The sequence below is a fragment of the Niastella soli genome, assembly GCF_017742245.1.
GTDB classification, from domain to species: domain Bacteria; phylum Bacteroidota; class Bacteroidia; order Chitinophagales; family Chitinophagaceae; genus Niastella; species Niastella soli.
In genome coordinates, this window is record NZ_JAGHKO010000005.1 from 27,335 (window position 1) to 48,826 (window position 21,492).

At 44.6% G+C, this 21,492-nt stretch carries 12 protein-coding genes; 10 read left to right on the plus strand and 2 right to left on the minus strand.

Annotated features, from left to right (window positions below; translation table 11 throughout):
* Window positions 1-147: 147 nt before the first annotated feature.
* The 4 genes from J7I42_RS20625 to J7I42_RS20640 all read left to right on the plus strand — a co-directional run bounded on the left by J7I42_RS20625 (window position 148) and on the right by J7I42_RS20640 (window position 8,538).
* On the plus strand, window positions 148-3,414 hold the full coding sequence (locus tag J7I42_RS20625) for a TonB-dependent receptor (protein WP_209140759.1): 3,267 nt from the start codon (window positions 148-150) through the stop codon (window positions 3,412-3,414).
* 25 nt (window positions 3,415-3,439) lie between these two features.
* Window positions 3,440-5,056: a RagB/SusD family nutrient uptake outer membrane protein gene (locus tag J7I42_RS20630; RefSeq protein WP_209140760.1), complete on the plus strand. Its 1,617-nt coding sequence runs from the start codon at window positions 3,440-3,442 to the stop codon at window positions 5,054-5,056.
* 288 nt (window positions 5,057-5,344) lie between these two features.
* Window positions 5,345-6,559 (plus strand): glycoside hydrolase family 88 protein, encoded by a 1,215-nt coding sequence (locus J7I42_RS20635; RefSeq protein WP_209140761.1) that lies wholly within the window; start codon window positions 5,345-5,347, stop codon window positions 6,557-6,559.
* 140 nt (window positions 6,560-6,699) lie between these two features.
* A complete protein-coding gene (locus J7I42_RS20640) occupies window positions 6,700-8,538 on the plus strand; it encodes a glycoside hydrolase family 2 protein (protein WP_209140762.1) in 1,839 nt (612 codons plus the stop codon).
* A gap of 624 nt (window positions 8,539-9,162) precedes the next feature.
* Here J7I42_RS20640 and J7I42_RS20645 read toward each other — a convergent pair.
* Complete coding sequence (locus J7I42_RS20645) at window positions 9,163-9,867, minus strand: NUDIX hydrolase (RefSeq protein ID WP_209140763.1); 705 nt, start codon at window positions 9,865-9,867, stop codon at window positions 9,163-9,165.
* 252 nt (window positions 9,868-10,119) lie between these two features.
* Window positions 10,120-10,998, minus strand: a complete 879-nt coding sequence (locus J7I42_RS20650) for a helix-turn-helix domain-containing protein (RefSeq protein ID WP_209140764.1) — start codon at window positions 10,996-10,998, stop codon at window positions 10,120-10,122.
* Between the two features lie 230 nt (window positions 10,999-11,228).
* On the opposite strand from J7I42_RS20650, the gene J7I42_RS20655 reads away from it, so the two are divergent.
* From J7I42_RS20655 to J7I42_RS20680, 6 genes are all read left to right on the plus strand, one after another.
* The gene (locus J7I42_RS20655; RefSeq protein WP_209140765.1) at window positions 11,229-14,369 is read left to right on the plus strand and encodes a SusC/RagA family TonB-linked outer membrane protein; all 3,141 of its coding nucleotides are present in this window, start codon (window positions 11,229-11,231) and stop codon (window positions 14,367-14,369) included.
* An 11-nt stretch (window positions 14,370-14,380) separates the two neighbouring features.
* Window positions 14,381-15,946, plus strand: coding sequence for a RagB/SusD family nutrient uptake outer membrane protein (locus J7I42_RS20660; protein WP_209140766.1), 1,566 nt, complete (start codon window positions 14,381-14,383; stop codon window positions 15,944-15,946).
* 23 nt (window positions 15,947-15,969) lie between these two features.
* Window positions 15,970-17,070, plus strand: coding sequence for an IPT/TIG domain-containing protein (locus J7I42_RS20665; protein WP_209140767.1), 1,101 nt, complete (start codon window positions 15,970-15,972; stop codon window positions 17,068-17,070).
* Window positions 17,048-18,199, plus strand: coding sequence for a glycoside hydrolase family 26 protein (locus J7I42_RS20670; RefSeq protein ID WP_209140768.1), 1,152 nt, complete (start codon window positions 17,048-17,050; stop codon window positions 18,197-18,199). The genes J7I42_RS20665 and J7I42_RS20670 overlap by 23 nt, the downstream gene beginning before the upstream one ends.
* 231 nt (window positions 18,200-18,430) lie before the next feature.
* On the plus strand, window positions 18,431-20,263 hold the full coding sequence (locus tag J7I42_RS20675) for a sodium:solute symporter family protein (protein ID WP_209140769.1): 1,833 nt from the start codon (window positions 18,431-18,433) through the stop codon (window positions 20,261-20,263).
* A gap of 23 nt (window positions 20,264-20,286) precedes the next feature.
* On the plus strand, window positions 20,287-21,474 hold the full coding sequence (locus J7I42_RS20680; RefSeq protein WP_209140770.1) for a glycoside hydrolase family 130 protein: 1,188 nt from the start codon (window positions 20,287-20,289) through the stop codon (window positions 21,472-21,474).
* Window positions 21,475-21,492: the final 18 nt, after the last annotated feature.

Consider the following 21,492-nt stretch of genomic DNA (forward strand, 5'->3'; position numbering starts at 1 on the left):
TTGGCGCATTCCCCGTGGATGTTAAAATCAGAAAATCTTCTTGCTTCAGGAAATTCTCATCCTTTAACACTTCAAAACTAAGTTATGAAAAAAATTGGATGTAGGGTATTCGCATGCCCTGCCCCTGTTATCAAATGCTTGCTGCTGATGAAATTGACTGTTCTGCTTATTTGTTTTTTCTCTTTTCAGTCTATTGCGCATGTTGGATTTGCCCAGGAAAAAGTTACGCTAAAGCTGGCAAATGCGTCATTAAGAACTGCGTTTAAAATAATTGAACGGCAAACCTATTTCAGGTTTGTATACAATGAAGAAATATTGCCGGCCGAGCAAAAGATCAATATCAATGTCCAAAGCGAACCGGTTAGCAATGTGTTGAAACAATTGTTGAATAAAACGACGCTTACTTTTAAAATTGTCGGCAACGACCTGATAGTAATTTCCACTGAACAAAAGGATGCGGCGGAAGAACGTACGCCACTGGCATTTGAGGTAACAGGCCGCATCAGTGATACGCGCAACAATCCATTGCCCAATGTAACGGTACAGGAAAAAGGTACCAGCAATGGAACGTCTACCAAAGAGCATGGCACTTTCTCCATAAATGTATCCGGCGAAAATGCAGTACTGGTAGTAAGTTCTGTAGGTTTTCTCGATCAGGAGATCCCGGTAAAGGGCCGGCATAATCTCGAAATAGTGTTGCAGGAAAACGTAGCCGATCTGAGCCAGGTGATAGTAGTGGGGTATGGTACGCAAAAGAAAGCCGATGTTACCGGTTCGGTAGTGTCGGTGCCAAAAGCACGGTTGAGTGATCTGCCGGTTACCAATGTTTACCAGGCTATGCAGGGTTCGGTGGCTGGATTGAATATAACGCAAAACTCATCAGTCCCTGGCAGCGGCGCTACGGTTACTGTACGGGGTGTCAATTCTGTGAATGCCAACAGAACGCCTTTTATAGTAGTAGATGGTATTCCTTTTAGCACCACGGGTGGCAATATCAACGACATCAACTCAAATGACATAGCCTCCATTGAGGTATTGAAAGATGCATCGGCGGTGGCCATTTATGGTACGCGTGGAGCCAATGGCGTCATTCTCATTACCACCAAAAGAGGGATCACCGGCAAACCGGTTATTCGTTACAATGGGTACGCCGGTATGGAAAACCTGGCCCATGTAATGGAGCCAAACAGTCCGGAAGGGTATGTGCAGAAGTATGCGGATTGGTATAAACAGGTGAACCCTACTCAAACGCAAACCCAGGTGCTGCCCAATGCCTATGAGGTGGCTAATTATAATGCCGGTAATACGGTTGACTGGATAAAAGAAATAACCCAACAGGGCATTATCCAGGACCATAACCTAAGCGTATCGGGTGGAACAAAAGATGTAAAATATTACCTCTCCGGCGAATACCTGAATCAGAAAGGGGTAGTGGAAGGTTATCAATACCGTCGCCTCAGCGTTCGTTCTAACCTGGATGTAAACCTGACTGATTTCCTGACAGTGGGTACGTCTTTATTCTATGCCAATAATAACTATGATGGTGGCCGCGCAAACTTTTACCTGGGCGCTATTATGAGTCCGTATGGCACCTTGCGCAAAGCCAATGGCGATTATGAGATTTATCCCATGAACCCCGAGTTGTTGTATACAAACCCCTTGCTTGGTTTATATACCGACCGTACCAACCGTGGCAATAACCTGAATGGGACATTCTACCTCGAGTTAAAGCCTGCCATTATACCTGGTTTGAAATACCGCGCCAATGCGGCCTGGTCGTACCTGCCGCGTGACAGTTCCAACTACGTAGGCCGGAAAGCCAATGACCAGTTGGGAACGGCTACAGTAAGCAATGCCTATAACAAGAACTGGCTTTTTGAAAATATTTTAACCTATACCAAAGACTGGGGCAAACACCATATTGACTTTACCGGTTTATACAGTGCGCAACGGAACGATTTCTTTGGAAGCAGTTCCGTAGGCACCGGTTTTGTGAATGATGACCTGTCGTACAAAAATATAAGCGCCGCGGCCACGCTGAGTGCGGGCTATGTTGGTTACTTCAACGGCGCCAACGTATACGGGTCGTATCAGACAAAAAGTACGCTGATCTCGCAAATGGGCCGCTTGAATTACAATTACGACAGCCGCTATCTGGTAACAGTTACAGCCCGCCGGGATGGCTATTCCGCCTTTGGCGCCAATACCGACAAGTATGGGTTGTTCCCTTCTTTTGCATTGGGCTGGAACATCAGTAATGAAAAATTCATGCACCCGGTTTCCTTCATAAATAACCTGAAACTCCGGGTGTCATATGGTAAATCGGGTAACCAGGCGGTAGATGCCAACGGTACGGCTTTCACCGATGCCTCGGTGCGGGTGCCATACAACGGCGTTAGTACGGTTGGGGTAATTACCAGCAATACCATGGGTAATAAGGACCTGCACTGGGAAACCACAAAAGGATTTAATACCGGTATCGACTTTTCTGTATTGGACAACCGTATTACAGGTACCATTGAATATTATAGCACCAGAACAGAGGATATTCTGTTGAAACGTAACCTGCCTGCTGCTAACGGTTATGCAAACGTATGGGATAACCTGGGGCAACTGGCCAATCATGGTATTGAAATAAGCCTGAGCACCATCAATGTAAAAGCCGGGGATTTTAAATGGGAAACCATGGTGAACTTCTCCCGTAACCGGAATAAGATCCTTGATCTGTATGGCGATAAAAAAGACGACCTGGGCAATCGCTGGTTTATTGGCCAGCCCCTGTTTGTGGTGTACGATTATGTATTGGAGGGAGTTTGGCAGCAAGGCGAGGATGCTTCTTCGCAAGATCCTGGCGTTAAACCCGGCGATCTGAAGTTTGCTGATGTGACTGGCAGTAAGACCATTACCGCGGATGACAAACGTATTCTGGGTTCCACTCTTCCTAAATGGATCGGCGGGCTTACCAATACCTTCCATTACAAGAACTGGCACTTTAATATTTTTATACAAACCTTTCAGGGTGCTACAAAAAATAACGTGAACCTTACCTGGGCCGATGAAGCCGGTCGGATGAACACCCCTAAAGAGATCGGCTATTGGACGGCAGAGAATAAAAGCAACTCACGGCCCTCGCTGGCTTACACCAACAGCCGTGGGTATGGATATGCTTCAAACAATAGTTATACCCGCATTAAAGACGCTACCCTGAGTTATACAACGCCGCAACGGTTGTTAACCAAAACAGGCCTGGGCAGTCTTACATTTTATCTAAGTGGTCGTAACCTGTATACATTCACCAATTGGGTTGGCTGGGACCCTGAAAATGATTTCACTTTCAGGGGAAGTGGCGGTTGGGATAATAACTACCCGCTGGTAAGGTCATTCATTTTTGGTGTTAATGTAGGACTTCGTTAATTGATCAACTTAAACATTATTACAAATGAAAAAGCATATATTCCTTATAGTTTGTGTGTATGGGTTATTGCAGGGGTTGTATTCATGCAAAAAAGAATTCCTCGACGAAAAATTATATTCCAACTATGCGCCCGAAACCCTTACCGATTCACTGGGTTTTGATGCAGCGGCTATCGGCCTGTATTATCAGTTGGGGCTTTTCTTTTCAAAGAGCGATGCGCAAGGGTGGCCCAGCGTATGGAACGCCGGTACCGATATTGCCTATGTGCCACCGACCCAAAAACAGGGGATTGAAGTGCCGTACTACGATTATACCCAATTGATCTCAACAGATGGTGCTGCCAGTTTTACCTGGCAATGGGCATATCAGTTGATCAATAATGCCAACAACATAATTGCAAATGCCGAGAACCCGGCACTCACCAAGGTTTCGCAGGGCGGTAAAGATGTCTTTAATGCCGAAGCCCGTTTTTTCAGGGCCTATGGGTATAATATGCTGGCTACATTGTTTGGTAAGGTGCCTATTATTACTGTTCCACTTACCAAGGCAAAAACAGATTTTGTAAGGGCATCGCTGGATGAGGTAAATGCTTTAATAGTGGCCGATCTCACCTTTGCGGCTGATAAACTGCCAACCATCGACAATGTTAAGTCGAATGCCAAGGGGAAGTTGTATGGCAGGGCAAACAAAGCCATGGCGCAGCAACTGCTGGCAGAAACATATTTGCGTATGGGCAAGAATGATCTGGCCGAAACACAATGCAAGGCGGTCATTCAGAGTGGTAAATTCAGTCTTACCTCGGCCCGTTATGGAATAAGGTCCAGTCAACCCGGCGACCCCTTTTCCGACATGTTTATATTTGGTAACCAACGGTACGCACAGGGTAACAAGGAAGCCATCTGGGTATTTGAGCTGGAGAATATCAGTTCGGTGGTGGGTGGTTATAGTGGCGCTCCGCAACAACGCCGTAACTGGGGAGCTGCGTATTACCAGATCACTGATATGACCATTTGCGATTCACTGGGCGGCAGAGGCATTGGCAGAATGCGACTGACTGATTGGGTGGTATATGGGTTGTACGGTTCAGGCGATATGCGAAATTCTGAGTACAATATTCGTCACAAGTTTTATTACAATACGGCGGGGAAGTCAAACTATGGCCAACTGATCCCTTACGCTGGGGCTGATACTGTATTTAAAATTGCGCCGCATACAACCAAGTGGTATCAATATGATCCTAATGATGTATTTGGGTTTGCCATGATAAAGGATTTTATTTTAATGCGTTTGGGGGAAACCTATTTATTGATGGCGGAAGCCCAGTTTAAACAGAACAAACTGGCCGACGCCGCGGCATCGCTGAATGTGGTCAGGGCCCGGGCAAATGCAACGCCGGTGGCAGCGAATGACGTAACAATGGATTTTATACTGGATGAAAGAGCCCGCGAGCTACTGGCTGAGGAAAACCGCCGGATGACTTTGATGCGCACTAAAACACTGGTTGACCGAACAACTAAATACAATACCCAGAAAATTAATCCGGTGTTGGGGATAGCCAGCAAAAACCTGCTGTTGCCCATCCCTCAGTCGGAAAGGGATTTGAATAAGGATGCAGTGCTGGAGCAGAATGATGGTTATTAGGATAAGTTGACAAATTGGCAACATAACAAGTTAACAAGGATGTGGAATGTAAGAAGTTGAAAAGTAGATAAGGGCCTGGAAGCCGGTAACTGGTAACGGTTTTCCCTTGTTAGAAAAGTCGCCTGATACAACAAACAATACCAGGCCCCTTCCTTGTAAGTGGCCTGGTATTGCCTGTTGTTTTCTACTTCAATTCTACTACATGCTCATTTACACCCTAAAAGAGGCCAATTTACCCCCATAACCTTGAGCCATTTTTAATATTTTCGATAGAAATTTATTCCCTTCATGAATAGAACAGCTTTTTGTTCGGCGATGCTTTGCTGTATGTTGATTGCAACTACCGTTTGTTTAGCTCAGAAGAAATCGCCCACTCATCCTCAGACAAAATTATCGGGCATCATCCAGGACAATTTTGCAGATGGCGCAAAACAGTACAAAGTATTAAAGGCAACCTTGCCGCCCGACCGTTTCCCCAAAACTTATTTCCCGCAAACCGGTAAATCCGAAACCAGCAATTCTGGCTGGTGGTGCAGTGGTTTTTATCCCGGCACCTTGTTATACCTGTATGAGCAAACCGGCGATACGGCATTGTATAATGAAGCTGTTCGCACCCTGGGCATATTACAAAAAGAGCAATTCAATACAGGCACCCACGACCTGGGTTTTATGATGTATTGCAGTTTTGGGAATGCCAACCGCATTAAGCCATCACCAGAATACAAGGAAATATTGCTAAACAGCGCTAAATCGCTCAGTACCCGGTTTAACCCAACCGTAGGCTGTATAAAGTCATGGGATTCTAAAAACCCATCCGACTTCCTGGTGATCATCGATAATATGATGAACCTGGAATTGCTGTTTGAAGAAACAAAGGCAACCGGCGATTCTTCTTTTTATAAGATTGCTGTTACGCATGCCAATACTACCATGAAAAATCATTTCCGGCCCGATTACAGCTCGTACCATGTATTGAATTACGATGTGAACACCGGAGGGGTAAAAGAAAAGAAAACTGCACAGGGCTTTGCGAATGAATCAGCCTGGGCCCGTGGACAGGCATGGGGTTTATATGGTTATACCGTGTGCTATCGTGAGACCAAAGATGTGCGTTACCTGCAACAGGCGAAACGTATAGCTGAATTTATTTTAAAGAATCCTAATCTGCCTGCCGATAAAATTCCTTATTGGGATTTTAATGCCCCCGATATTCCCAATGCGTTGCGCGATGCGTCGGCTGCCGCCATTATGGCCTCAGCGCTTATTGAGTTAAGCCAGTATACAAAAGGTAAGGAAGCCAAAGGATATATGCAGATCGCAGAAACCATTATTAGGAATTTATCGACCCCAACCTATAAAGCTGCCGAGGGCACCAATGGTGGATTTATTCTGCAACACGGGGTTGGACATAAACCTGCCAATTCTGAAGTGGATGTGCCGCTTACCTATGGAGACTATTATTTCATTGAAGCCTGTAAACGGTATAAGGATTTGGTTAAGTAGTTCTGAGTTTACAATTACTGCTTCTGGATTCTAAGATTATTAAGTTTGTTAGTTCTTTAGTTTGTTAGTTCTTTAGTTCGAAACCATATAAACTACGAACTAAAGAACTAATAAACTAACAAACTCCGCAGTTTCATCATATGACACCAAAATATCTATTTGTTGCAATAGCAACTTGTATAAGCATAACGAGTTTCGCCCAAACTCCCCTTATAACCGACATCGGGGCCAGAAAAACGACCAGCCTCAATGGTAAATGGCAATATATAATCGATCCGTATGGAACGGGTTTTTATGATTACCGATATCAGGAGCGTAAGGAGAATGACCGGGAAGCCTACTGGACAACCGATGAGCCGGTTAATAAAACTGATCGCAAGGAACACAAATTCACCGATGCCTACACTTTGCAGGTACCGGGCGACTGGAACTCACAAGCTGAAAAATTCCTGTATTACGAAGGTATTGTATGGTATAAGAAATCGTTCGACTTTACTAAAAGCAATCCCGCCAATAAAGTCTACCTGTATTTTGGTGCCGTGAACTATGAAGCCGATGTATACCTGAACGGTAAGAAGTTAGGAAAGCACAAGGGTGGATTTACACCCTTTAATTTCGAGGTGCCCGATTCGGTGCTGAAAAGTACCGGTAATTACCTGGTTGTAAAAGTAGATAACACCAGGCATAAAGATGAGGTACCTACCGTAAATACCGACTGGTGGAACTATGGCGGCATTACCCGTGATGTACAACTGGTGGAACTGCCACCCGCTTTTATCCAGGATTACAGCCTTAACATAAAGAAAGGCGCTTCCCTGAAAACGGTAAAGAATATTCCGGTAGAAGGCTGGGTACAGCTCAATGAATGGCAAAACGCCAAAGAAGTGGTGGTAGAGATACCCGAGCTGAAGATCAAAAAGACATTTCCGGTAACAGGTAATAAAGTAGCGCTGCAATTCAATTTGCCGGCAGTACAGCTCTGGTCGCCCCAAACGCCCAAACTGTATAACGTCGTTATTAATACCAGTACCGATCGTATAGACGATAAAGTGGGTTTCCGTACTATTGAAACCGCAGGCAAAGAGGTGTTGTTGAACGGAAAGCCGTTGTTTATGAGGGGTATTTGCATCCATGAAGAAAATTCCCTGCAGGGTCGCCGGGCATACAGCAAACAGGATGCGCTGCAATTGCTGGGTTGGGCCAAAGAACTGGGATGTAATATGGTGCGCCTGGCGCATTACCCGCATAATGAGAATATGACCCGGACAGCTGATTCGCTGGGCATACTGGTATGGTCGGAGATCCCGGTTTACTGGACGGTAGATTTCTCCAGCACTGAAGTGTTTGAAAAAGCCCGTACCCAGCTAACCGAAATGATCACCCGGGACCATAACAGGGCCAGCATCATTATCTGGTCTGTAGGTAATGAAACACCGGTGAACCCTGTACGAACTGGTTTTATGCGTAACCTTATTGGGGCTGCTCGTTCGCTCGATAGTAGCCGGCTGGTATCTGCCGCGTTGGAAGTGAACTATCAACCCGGCGTAAATAAGATCGATGATCCGCTAGGGGAGTATGTTGACCTGGTATCGTTTAATGAGTACCTGGGCTGGTATTCCGGTTTGCCCGATAAATGCCGGTCAGCCAATTGGGAAATTGCCTATAACAAGCCATTCTTCATCAGTGAAACCGGTGCTGAAACGCTGTATGGGTTTCATGGCGATTCTTTAACGCGCTGGAGCGAAGAATACCAGGAATGGTATTATCGCGAACAGGTGGCCATGTTAAAGCGCATGCCTGATAATTTTGCGGGTTTGTCGCCCTGGATCCTGTGCGATTTCCGTTCCCCCCGCCGTAATAACCAAACCTTCCAGGAAGGCTGGAATAACAAAGGGCTTATTGATCAAAAAGGCCGTAAAAAGAAAGCGTTTAATATCCTAAGGGAGTATTACGAAGAGAAGGCTGCCACTGCTAAGTAAGTAGAAAGTTATTGGGTTTGTAAGTTATTGAGTTATTAAGTTGTTCGGAAAACTACGAACTAAAGAACTTAATAACTCAATAACTAATGAACCAGACCTATGGGAAAAATAAATATCTTATTCTAACCATTGCCTAAACATCGATCAACCTCAATTTGGCATGGTTCTTTCACATGTACTACGTGTTCCTGTTATCCAGCTCTTGAGCCATTCATGATGATCTTTGTTGGTCGTATCTTTTATCCCGGCTATATCCCTACGGCTTTTTCCGCCCGTATTTACGCACTATTATAATCTGATGTTTATATAATATAGACCACTCATGGGGTAGGCATTGCCTATTGCCAATAAAGAAAGCAAGCCACAACCTTCACAACCAGTGATCATTGTTATAAGCAACAGAAAGGTTTATACGAAAAGGCACACGGTCTCGGCTGAGCCGAGAGCAGTTGGTATAGCAACTCTCACCAGTTATGTCCTGTTTTTTAAGGTGGTTCCTCCTCCGGGGAACCGCCTTTTTTACTCGGCGGAGCTTTAGCGTAGGCGAGTTTTACCCGCCGAAGCTTTAGCGTAGGAGGGTTTTATCCGCGGATCGCGTGCGCCGAGGCTACTGCTTTTGGCGAATTATTTCAGATTATCAGGATTGGGAATGAAGTTTAGGAAGGAGTGGAATTGCGAATCGTACCGGCGCTTGTCCAGTTTATAATAAAAGGCGCCTTTTTTAGAACCCTCTTTTTCCTTTTCTTTTTGTTTAACGAGTAGTTTGGTAGAAAGGATCTTACGGGTAAAATTACGTTTGTCCAAAACGGTGTCATACACGCCGGTATACAGGTTGTATAACTGGGGCAACGTAAATTTCTCAGGCATCAGCTCAAATAAGATAGGGTGGAAAGCTGCCTTGTAGCGAAGCTTTTCCTGCGCCATTTTTACCATACGGGTATGGTCGAAGATGAGCTTGGGTGTTTTTTTCAGGGAGAACCATTCGGCGTGGAAGTCGTCGCTTATTTGTTTTTCGTATTTACCAATATCGATCAGGGCAAAATAAGCCACGGAAACAGTACGTTCTTCAGGGTCACGGTTAGGTTCGCCGAAGGCATATAACTGTTCAATGTATACATTCTTAAGTCCGGTAAGTTGTTTGAGGATGCGGTTGCCTGCCTGCTCAAAATCCTCATCAGGCTGAACGAAACCACCCATCAGGCTCCATTTATCTTTTTCAGGTTCAAATCCTCTCTTTATCAGCAGTAATTTTAGTTCGTGTCCGTCAAAACCGAAAATGATAGAGTCAACCGCAACAAGCATGCGTTTTTGCTTGGAATAATGTTTCATATGAAAGTGAATCGGTCCATTTTTACTATTAAAATCTGAAATTAAAATAGTGGAAACGGATAGAATTTTGGGTTAAAGTAATAAGAAAATCTGAACAATAGTGTAACCGGGTGATGAAGATAGCTATTTTTTTTAAATAGGCCACGCCTGTCAGTTCAACTGCATAACCATTGCCAATTCCTGGCAATGCCGTAATAGCGGCCGGAACAGGCTTTTGAAGATACTACCGATATAGAGATATGGCCTTACCGCTTATATAAAGATGCGGGTGCCGGAAAAGCTTTCCCTGAAATCTTTGGGCGTACAGCTCTTCTTCTTTTTGAAAATTCGGTTGAAGTTGGAAATATTATTAAACCCGCAGTGATAAGCCACTTCGGCTATAGACTGGGTGGTGTCTATCAGCATCCGGGAAGCATGCCCCAGCCTTATCTCGGTAAGGCTGTCGATAAAGGTATTGCCCGTACGTTGTTTAAAAAAGCGGCTGAATGCGGCATCCGACATATTTGCCAGGCGCGCTACTTCGTTCAGGGTAATGGGTTTGTCGAAGTTATGGTTCATGTATTCCAGCGTTTTTTCAATGCGCCGGCTGTTATAAGTGTATTGTTCGGTATTGTTGAATGAGGCATCGGATAGAATGCGCATATTACGCGAAATAGATAAATCGTGTAGTATTGACATTAATTCCAGGACAGAATCAAATCCCTGTTTCTGGTTTAGATCCATAATGCGGGGCGCCAGTTGCTGGGTGGTCTCTTTAGAGAAGAGGATGCCCCTCAAAGATTTATCCAGCATGGTGCGAATAAAACTCAGCTGGTTCCGGCGTAGGAATTTTTCATCGAAAAGGTCTTTATGGAACTGGATGGTGATCTCTTTGATCTCTTTGCTTTTGCATTGGTGGGTGAACCAGGCATGCTGCAGGTTACTGCCTACTAATACCAGTTCCATTTCATCGATATCTTCAATGTGATCACCTATTACCCGCCTGGCGTTTTTGGCGTTTTGAATAAAGTTCAGTTCGAATTCTTCATGATAATGCAGGGGAAAGTCGAATGCGGATTTTACCCGGGAGAACAGGGTAAAACAATCGCTTTGAGTTAATGGGGTAATTTCCCGCAATAAATTGTTCTTCATTTGCTGGCAATTGTATCGTTAGGCTGATCAAATTTATACAATAACCTGTATAATTAATATCATAGTTTTACTATTCTGAGTTTTGACGAAATCCATTGATTTCAACGATTTAGCAACGATATATTAATTTTTGAACAGATTTGTTATTGAAAATAATATGAAAATAGGTCAATATAGTATTATTTAGCAAGCATAAATCAAGCATACATTTGAATCAAATTGATTGCTGTATGAGAAAAAAAGTATTCTGCCGGGTACTCATAATTGTTTTATGGGTACTGGCACAAACCTCTCCTGCGCATGCCCAAACCAAAACGATCTCGGGCATCATCTCCGACCAAAATGGGCTTCCGCTTGAAAAAGCGACCATAAAAGCCAAGGGCGCAAAATTTCAGACTGTTACCGATGCAAACGGTTCATTCAAGATCACCATCCCAGAGAAAGCCACCTCGCTGGAAGTATCGTATGTTGGCATGAAGCCGGTGACGGTTTCTGTAGACGGAAAGCAAACGATACTGGTTACCCTGAATGTTGCCGATAGCAGGCTCAATGAAGTTGTTGTTATAGGTTATGGAACAGCCCGCCGTAGCGATGTATCATCGGCCGTTTCTTCTATTAAAACAAAGGACCTGAAAGACCTGCCAGTGGCAGGTATCGACCAGGCTTTGCAGGGAAAAGTAGCTGGCTTAACGGTTATCAATAACAGTGGCCAGCCGGGCGGCGGCGTGTCTGTTAAAGTGCGTGGTGTTACCACCATTAACAGCAACGATCCCCTGATCGTAGTAGATGGCGTTCCCTTTTTTACCAATACCAGGTCTACTACCGGCTACGCCGGTTTGGGCGGTTCCGACGGACAAACCGGTAACAGTGTAATGGCGTCTATTAACCCTGGCGACATTGAGGCCATCGATGTATTAAAAGATGCATCTGCCCAGGCTATTTATGGTTCACAGGCTGCTAATGGAGTTATCATGATCACTACTAAAAAAGGAAAGAACGGTGAAGGGAAAATAAATTATGAAATGTATTACGGGCAGCAGCAGGTGCAAAAAAAGCTGGATCTGATGAACCTGCAACAGTTTGCCCAATATCAGAACGAAGTAGCGCCCATTTTGGGTTTAAAACCTTCTGAAGAGTTTAAAGATCCTTCTCTATTAGGCCCTGGTACCGATTGGCAGGAAGCCATGTTCCGGCATGGTAAAATGCAAAATCACCAGCTAAGCTTTTCAGGCGGAAAGGATAAAACATCCTATTACCTGTCGCTGAACTATTTTAACCAGGAAGGTATTTTAATAGGGTCCGATTTTAAACGGTATACCACCCGCTTTAACCTCGATCATCAGTTGAAGAGCTGGTTGAAGATCGGCTTTAGCACCAATGCAACAAGGAATATTCAAAACGTAACGCTGGCCGATGCAGCAGAAGGTACCATATGGTGGGGCGCTGTACAAAGCCCCCTGATCCCGGTTAAAAATATCGATGGGACCTGGGGCGGTGGTACAACCGTTGGCGGTTTTCAATACAGTCAGGATAATCCTATTGCCCGGGCTAACTACAGGGGCAATAAATCAACCAACTGGCAGGTGTTTGGTAGTACCTATGCCGATCTGCAGTTAAGAAAAGACCTTAGCTTTAAAACAGAGTTTGCCTATTCGTTGAGCCTGAATAATAATACCGCCTTTCAAAACGCAGGCGCTATTGGTCCCAATAAATTGCAAAGCCAGTTATTCGATAAACGGCAGAATGGCTATTACTATGCCCTCAGAAATTACCTCAACTATAATAAATGGTTGAATAAACACAGTATTTCAGCAACAGTGGGGCATGAAGCACAGTATTCTTATTACGAAAGCATCGATGGAAAAAAGGTAAATCTTGCCAATAATATCCTGGACCTCACCGCCGGTAGCAGCGATAAAACTACCTGGCAGCTGGGTGGCGGAAAAGGTAACTGGGCTATGGAGTCGTGGTTTGCGCGGGGCAGCTATACATATGACGACCGCTTTTCGCTTTCATTAAGTTTCCGGGCCGATGCCTCTTCTAATTTTGGACCCAACAACAGATGGGGATATTTTCCCGGCGCATCATTGGGCTGGACGGTTACCAATGAACGCTTTGCTGATCCTGTAAAGAAGGTAGTGAACTATCTGAAATTACGGGCGGGTTATGGTGCTGTAGGTAATCAGAATTTACCAAGTGGAGCGCCTTCACCCCCCTATACGTCTGTTGTTTCGTTCTGGCCTGGTCCCGTTGGCTTTGGCGATGCCAATTTTTTGAAGGGTATTGCCAACCCCGATCTGAGCTGGGAATCAGTGGTAACAAGAAATGGAGGGCTCGATGCTTCTTTCCTGAAGGGCAGGATTGATCTGAGCGTAGATGTATATAAGAAAACAACCACCGATATGCTGTTGTTCCTTACCGGCCCCCGGGTAATAGGGGTGGGTGATCAGTGGGACGATTTGGCCGCACCTATTGGTAATATGGGGCGGATGAGCAATACCGGTGTCGATATCAGCCTTACCAGTAACAATATCAAAACAAAAGATTTTAGCTGGAAGACCAATGTGATTGTGTCGCAATTTAAAAACAAGCTCGATAACTTAGCCGCTTCAACTTCCGGGTTAACCGGCAAGGTATATTACGATAATTACGTAATAACCTATACGAAACCAGGTTATGCAGTTGGTTCGTTTTTCGGACTAAAAACCGATGGCTTGTTCCGTTCCAAGGAAGAGCTTGATAATAGCCTGCCGCAATTTGGTTACACCATCGACAACACACATACCTATTATGGCGATGTTCGCTTTAAAAATGTAAATGGCGATAATAAGATCGATGCAGATGACATCACCTTTATAGGTAGCCCGCTTCCTAAATTTACTTTTGGCTTTACTAATACCTTCCAGTATAAAGATTTTGATTGCAGTATATTTTTGCAAGGGAGTCAGGGGGCCAAGATCTTCAATTTTCTTCGCTGGCAGTTAGAGAAATTGGACAACGCTTTTTATAATCAACTTGCCACTGTAACAGACAGATATACTGAAACAAATACCAACGGAAAATTACCCCGGTTTACAAACACCAATTCCAATAACGTATATATTTCTGACCGCTATGTAGAAGATGGTTCCTATGTGCGTATCCAGAATATCAGTTTGGGGTACAGGTTGCCAAAAAATATTTTGGATAAAGTGAAGGTTAGTAGTGCACGGGTATATGTAACAGTGCAGAATTTAAAAACCTTTACCAATTACAGCAGCTATGATCCTGAAGTAGGGGCCTTTAATAATAACATTAAACTGATGAATGTTGACATGGGGCACTATCCCAATCCACGCACCTTTACAATTGGTGCAAGCCTTGAACTTTAAAACCTATTACCATGAAACGACTTTCTATATATACTTTTTTAGGAGTACTGATGGTATTGGCATCCTGTAGTAAAAAATATACTGATAGGCCTTCTTTAGATGCTACTACCTTACAGAACTATTATAATACTGCCGATGAAGTGCGGGGGCTTACCAGTACTTTATATGGACTGCCCTGGGCGGGTTATGAGAACAGGGCAATGGATGCCATTGGCGATGTAATGTCTGGCAATGAATATTCAGGTGGAAATGACGATCCGCCGTTTTCCAGTTTTTCTTTTGCGTCTACCTCGGTTCGTATAGCCGATGCCTGGAAGGTGTTTTATAAAATTGGTGGTTGGACCAGTCAATATATGATAGCGCTGGAGCAAAAGAAAGGGATGGGTGGCAATAAAAGCTTTATCGATCCGGCTATTGCTGAATGCCATTTCTTCAGAGGGGCTGTCTATTTCTATATTGGCCGTTTATGGGGCGATGCGCCTATTGTAACCGATCCGGGTAAAGCTGCATTGTCGGGTAATTTCAATATTCCCCGGTATTACCAGAAAGACGTGTTACGTTTTGCCCTGGAAGAATTGAAATTGGCCGAAGCAGGATTGCCTGAAACCGATCCACAACCTGGGAGATTAACCAGGTATGCAGCCAAAGGCATGATGGCCAAATTGTACCTGTATAATAAGGATTATGATAACGCAAAAGCAAAAGCGCAGGAAGTGATCAATTCCAAACAATATGACCTGATAGATGATTATGCCGGCATGTTCAATTCGAGCAAATATAACAACAATAAAGAATCTTTGTTTTCCATTCAACACCAGCTTACAACCGATCCCTGGGGATCGGGCAACCAAAAGAACCCCGACCGGGGGCCTTCCAATTTACAAACAGATGAAGCCAGCATGTGGCAACTATACATTCCTTCTATGGACATCCTGAGCGCTTATGAAACGGGCGATCTGCGTCGTAAAGGATCTGTAATGGAACAGGGCTGGACCAAGCCTGATTGGAAACCAAAGAACGCCAATTCAACCTACAACACCTTTATGGCTGCCGGTTACAAATACGATACGGTGCAAAAAGATGGTGATGGGGGCATAAAGAATACTACCCGGTCAAACATTGCCAAATATGTTGTAGGGCCTGGCAAAACCTATGGTGGTGAAACGGTACTTGGCGCGAACTCAGGTATAAACACGATGCTGTTGCGATATGCAGATATCTTGCTTATTTATGCCGAAGCTGTTATTGGTGCCGGTGCTTCTACCACCAATGCAGAGGCCCTGGCTGCCTTTAATAAAGTAAGAACAAGAGCTGGTCTTGCTACCAAGTCAACTATTACAAAAGACGATATCCTGCAAGAGCGTCGCGTTGAATTTGCTTTTGAAGGCGATTACTGGTTCGATCTGCAAAGACAGGGATTTGACAAAGCCAAACAGATCATTGAAAAGCAGAACAGAGGTACGGCTGACGTGGCGTCATACCCAAAGTTTACCAAAGAGTATATGTATTTGCCCGTTCCTGCCGGTGAAATATTGCAGGACCCCGAGTTGGCAAAAGAACCGGTTGGTTATTATTAATCATTCTAAACGTGATTGCTATTATGAAAAAGTTCATTCATTATAAATTTCCGGTGATCTGTTTTATAGCAGCCACCGTAGTAGTGACGTTATATGCATGTAAAAAAGATAAGGATGGCAGTCCCGATACAAAAGCGGGGAACCCCGTTGCCACCAGTTTAACCCCTTCTACCGCAGCTGGTGGTACCCTGTTAACGCTTACAGGCACAGGTTTGGGCCAGATGCAAAAGATCGTATTTGACCGGGATAGTGTGCCTGCACCTTTTTATTCAACCCTTAATACAGAAAGCGCTGTCGTATTCAGAGTGCCCGATACCATATCAGGTGGGCCGCAGAATATTGTACTCACCAATAGTGACGGTAAAACATTGTTGGTGCCCTTTACCGGTTTGGCTTATCCCAAAGTCCTGGAGGTATCGGATTATGGTTTTGCAGCCGGAACAAATCTGGAATTGACGGGGGTGAACCTGGAAGATGTGAACAAAGTGGTGATAGAGGGTACTACCGATGCAGCAACCATTGTATCGAAATCCAAAAAGAAACTGGTGATCGCCATGCCGGCAACATCAATTGTACGGGCAAAGCTGGCAGTCTCTAACCCAACCGGTACCACCATTACCACCCATGAATTTGTATACAAACCCAATAACTTTATAATATTCGATGATGATTTTGGAACGGCTGCTGCCTACGGTGGTAATATTCAGTCGTGGAGCTGGGATTGTAATCCCGTCAAATCAACCAGCATAAAAAGTAGAGGGGGCGCAGCTGTAATGCAAGCCGAATACACAAAAGCAAACGGCGGGTTAAGTTTGTTCCTTGGTTGTAACTGGAAAGATCCCAACAGTACATTTAATATGTTTTTCCCAGCCACTTTTTTAACCTTCTGGGCGTATACTGAAGGGGACGATGCAAAAATTAACATCATGCCGGATGGGCCCTGGTCGGGCCCTAACAAAGCGGCAACGGCATCAGGGAAATTAAGTATAACGGTGCCCAAAGGTAAATGGACTTATTTCAGATTACCGGTTGATTTTATTAAAGGCGATTATAGCCGGTTAAACCTTCAAATAGATGGCGGGCCTAAAACTGTTTATTTCGATGAAATGCTTATGGTTAAATAATAAAATGTTTCTGGGTTTCATCGTATTGCTTCTTCTATGTAGTCAACTGATGGCCCAGGACCAAACACCTTGCGATTCAGCTGCCACCCAACAAACAGTTGCGTTGTGCAGAAATTTAAAAAAGCTGGCTGCAAAAGGTTTTATGTTTGGCCACCAGGACGACCTGGCATATGGGGTAAACTGGCGATATGAGCCCGGTAAAAGCGATGTAAAAGAGGTGACGGGCGATTATCCTGCTGTGTATGGCTGGGAGTTAGGTGGCCTGGAAGCCAACGAGGAAAAGAATCTCGATGGTGTACCATTTAAAAAGATGCGCCAGTTTATAAAAGAAGGATACGAGCGGGGTGGCGTGATCACCATCAGTTGGCATGCCCGTAGTCCCTACGGTGCGCCAAAAGGCGCCTGGGATACTGCGTTTGGCACCGTGGCCTCCATCTTGCCCGCTGGTGTTAATCATGCACTTTTCAAGACCTGGCTCGATGAACTGGCGAAATTCTTTTTGTCATTAAAGAACAGTCATGGTGAAGCCATACCGGTATTGTTCAGACCATATCACGAACTAACAGGCAATTGGTTCTGGTGGGGCCGCAACGCCTGTACACCCGATCAGTTTAAAGTGTTGTGGCGGTTCACTCAGTATTACTTGCAGAAAATAAAGAAGGTTCATAACTTGTTATACGTGTACAATACCTCCGCAGATTTTAAAACGAAAGAGGAATTTCTGGAACGCTATCCTGGTGATGATGTGGTGGATATGATCAGTTTTGATACTTATCAGTATGACGATCCTGCGAAAAGCGACTGGTTTGTAAAAAACACCGGGTTTCAACTGGGGCTTATTGATGAGATAGCCGCGAAGAAAAACAAACTGACCGCCATTGCCGAAACGGGATATGAACAAATCCCCTTTGCCAACTGGTGGACGGACGTTCTTTCAAAAGCAATAGGTCAGCATCCGATCTCGTATGTACTGGTTTGGCGCAATCACGGATATAATGAATGGATGAAAAAGATGCATTACTATGCGCCGTACAAAGGTCAGGTGTCATCGGCGGATTTTATTAGATTTTATCAACAGGAGAATACATTGTTTGAACAGGAAGTAGCAAGGGAGAAGGTGTATGAGTAAGTTGACCAGTAGATCAGTTGACGAGTTGATCAGTTAACAAGTTGGTTGATAGAGGTGACGGAGTTGATAGGGTTGATAAAGGCAAGTTATTGAGTTTGTTAGTTATTAAGTTCTTGAGTTATTAGGTTCTTGAAAAATAGAAGTGAGGCTCGAATTGCGCGAACAATTGCCGATTGCCGATTCACGATTGCCGTTTCCCGTTTCCGATTGCCGTATCACGAAATAAGCATAATGAAACTAACGATTTTAGACGTAAGCATTGTCATATTATACCTGGCTACAATGGTAGTCATCGGTTGGTTGTTACGTAAAAGAGCACGGAAAAATAAAGAAAGTTACCTGTTGGGGGGGAAGGTGCTGCCCTGGTACATGCTGGGGTTGAGTGATGCCAGTGATATGTTTGATATCAGTGGTACTATGTGGATGGTGGCGCTGTGTTTTGTATATGGTATGAAATCGATCTGGATCCCCTGGTTATGGCCTGTGTTTAACCAGGTGTTTATGATGATGTTCATTTCGAAATGGGTGCGCCGCTCCAATGCCAGCACCGGTGCCGAATGGCTGGTTACGCGATTTGGCACCAGTGGCAAAGGCGTAAAAAGCTCTCATAATGTAGTAGTGGCATTTGCACTGCTAAGCTGTTTTGGCTTTCTGGCATATGGCTTTGTGGGGCTGGGTAAGTTCATAGAAATATTTGTTCCCTGGCATTTAATATCGGCCTACGTGCCGTTTAAAGTGGCACCAGCGTATGTGCCGCATTTGTATGGAATTGTGTTTACATTATTTGCTATGTTCTACTCCATATTGGGTGGCATGCACAGTATTGTACTGGGGGATGTGATCAAGTACGTGATCATGACAATAGCCTGCATTTCCATTGCAGTTATTGCCATGCTGCGTTTACATGCACCCGGTACCCAACTGGCTGTGCCTGCCAACTGGACCAATCCTTTTTTCAACTGGCAGTTGAACCTTGATTGGAGTAAGCTGATCCCCGATGCCAATAAGAAGATAGCTGAAGATGGCTTTGGTTTGTTTGGGTTTTTCTTTATGATGATGTTGTTCAAGGGCATCTTTGCCAGCCTGGCCGGCCCTGCACCCAACTACGATATGCAAAAGGTTTTGTCGACCCGCTCACCAAAAGATGCCAGTAAAATGTCGGGTTTTGTTTCTATAATTTTATTGCCCGTGCGTTATTCAATGATCATAGGTCTTACCGTGCTGGCATTATTGTATTATAACCAGCTTGATCTGCGCACTGCCTCGGGTACCGATTTTGAACGGATCTTGCCGGCAGCCATCAATGATTTTTTACCTGCGGGTATCCTGGGATTGGTGCTTACCGGACTATTGGGCGCTTTTATGGGCACTTTTTCAGGTACGCTGAATGCTGCACAGGCGTACATCGTCAATGATATCTATTTGAAATATGTTGATCCGCAGGCCAGCACTAAAAAAATAATAAGGGCCAATTACCTGGTTGGCATTGTAGTGGTGGCTATTGGAGTAACGCTGGGCTTTTTTGCAAGAGATGTGAACAGTGTGTTACAATGGATCGTTAGCGCTTTGTATGGTGGTTATATTGCCGCCAATATGCTAAAGTGGTATTGGTGGCGGTTTAACGCCAGTGGCTTTTTCTGGGGTATGGCCAGTGGTATAATAGCTGCGCTGGTATTCCCTGCAATTTTTAAAAATACCCTATCCCTCTATAGCTGGCCCCTGCTGTTCCTGATCTCGCTGGCCGGTTGTTTTATCGGTACCTGGTTAACTCCCCCCACGGAAGAAACCGTATTAAAACAATTTTACAAAACAGTAAGACCATGGGGCTTCTGGAAACCTATACAGGTTAAAGTAATGCAGGACGACCCTGCCTTCGTTCCTAACAAACGATTTAAACAGGATATGTTCAATGTGGTTTTAGGAATTATTGGGCAGTGTTGTTTAACCATTCTGCCAATGTATGTTGTATTATGGTTGAAGGCGCCCTTACTGATCACTGTTGCCATACTGGCGGTGATTGTGATGGTGCTTAAACGAACCTGGTGGGATAAACTTGAAAACTAAACAGACTCTAAAATTGAAATACAATGGATAAGAATTTTTTGGAACGGCTGGAAATGCTCGAAAAATCACATGAGAAATTAATTAACCGTCCTAATGAAAAGGCAGCCGAGGAGAATGGAATTTATTGCCGGTATAAGAACCCGGTATTGACCGCCAAACATGCACCCTTGTTCTGGCGATATGACCTGAATGCGGAGACCAATCCGTTCTTAATGGAGCGGATCGGGATCAACACGGTACTCAATGCCGGTGCCATTAAATTGAATGGAAAATATCATTTGATTGCACGGGTTGAAGGTGCCGACCGGAAATCTTTTTTTGCTGTGGCGGAAAGCGCTAATGGTATCGATGGGTTTAAATTTTGGGACTACCCCATCATGATGCCCGAAACAGCGGTGGAGGATACCAATATTTACGATATGCGCGTAGTGCAACATGAAGATGGCTGGATCTATGGTTTGTTTTGTACGGAGCGTCGTGATCCACAAGCATCACCGGCCGATCAGTCTTCGGCTGTTGCCCAATGTGGTATTGCCCGTACAAAAGACCTGGTAACCTGGGAGCGGTTGCCCGATCTGAAAACACCATCCCCGCAACAACGGAATGTGGTGTTACACCCGGAGTTTGTTGACGGGCAATATGCTTTTTACACCAGGCCACAGGATGGATTTATTGAAGCTGGTACTGGTGGCGGCATTGGATTTGGCTTAAGCAGTTCAATGGAGAACGCCGTTATACACAAAGAAGTAGTGATTGATAAAAGAGTGTATCACACCGTTTCTGAATTAAAGAATGGGTTGGGCCCTCAGCCGATAAAAACAAACCAGGGTTGGTTGCACCTGGCACATGGGGTGCGTAATACGGCTGCAGGTATGCGCTATGTATTGTACCTGTTTATGGCCGATCTGGCCGACCTTACTAAAATAATATATAAACCCGGTGGTTATTTTATAGCGCCCGAAGGCGAAGAACGGGTAGGGGATGTATCAAATGTAGTATTTGGCAATGGCTGGACTGTTGATGACGATGGGCGGGTGTTGATCTATTATGCCTCGTCAGATACGCGGATGCATGTGGCGGAATCAACCGTTGAACGGCTGCTTGACTATGTAATGAACACGCCTGCAGATGGCTATACTTCCGCCGCCTCGGTACGTACCTTGTATAATATGATCGAAAATAACAAAATCGCACAACAGCAGGATATTTAACAGCCGCCAGACCAAAAA

What these genes read in the sequence shown, in the direction of transcription:
- J7I42_RS20660 (WP_209140766.1), top strand. Translation starts at nt 14,381, where the DNA reads ATGAAACGACTTTCTATATATACTTTTTTAGGAGTACTGATGGTATTG.
- J7I42_RS20680 (WP_209140770.1), top strand. Translation starts at nt 20,287, where the DNA reads ATGGATAAGAATTTTTTGGAACGGCTGGAAATGCTCGAAAAATCACAT.
- J7I42_RS20625 (WP_209140759.1), top strand. Translation starts at nt 148, where the DNA reads ATGAAATTGACTGTTCTGCTTATTTGTTTTTTCTCTTTTCAGTCTATT.
- J7I42_RS20655 (WP_209140765.1), top strand. Translation starts at nt 11,229, where the DNA reads ATGAGAAAAAAAGTATTCTGCCGGGTACTCATAATTGTTTTATGGGTA.
- J7I42_RS20645 (WP_209140763.1), bottom strand. Translation starts at nt 9,867, where the DNA reads ATGAAACATTATTCCAAGCAAAAACGCATGCTTGTTGCGGTTGACTCT.
- J7I42_RS20670 (WP_209140768.1), top strand. Translation starts at nt 17,048, where the DNA reads ATGAAATGCTTATGGTTAAATAATAAAATGTTTCTGGGTTTCATCGTA.
- J7I42_RS20650 (WP_209140764.1), bottom strand. Translation starts at nt 10,998, where the DNA reads ATGAAGAACAATTTATTGCGGGAAATTACCCCATTAACTCAAAGCGAT.
- J7I42_RS20675 (WP_209140769.1), top strand. Translation starts at nt 18,431, where the DNA reads ATGAAACTAACGATTTTAGACGTAAGCATTGTCATATTATACCTGGCT.
- J7I42_RS20630 (WP_209140760.1), top strand. Translation starts at nt 3,440, where the DNA reads ATGAAAAAGCATATATTCCTTATAGTTTGTGTGTATGGGTTATTGCAG.
- J7I42_RS20635 (WP_209140761.1), top strand. Translation starts at nt 5,345, where the DNA reads ATGAATAGAACAGCTTTTTGTTCGGCGATGCTTTGCTGTATGTTGATT.
- J7I42_RS20640 (WP_209140762.1), top strand. Translation starts at nt 6,700, where the DNA reads ATGACACCAAAATATCTATTTGTTGCAATAGCAACTTGTATAAGCATA.
- J7I42_RS20665 (WP_209140767.1), top strand. Translation starts at nt 15,970, where the DNA reads ATGAAAAAGTTCATTCATTATAAATTTCCGGTGATCTGTTTTATAGCA.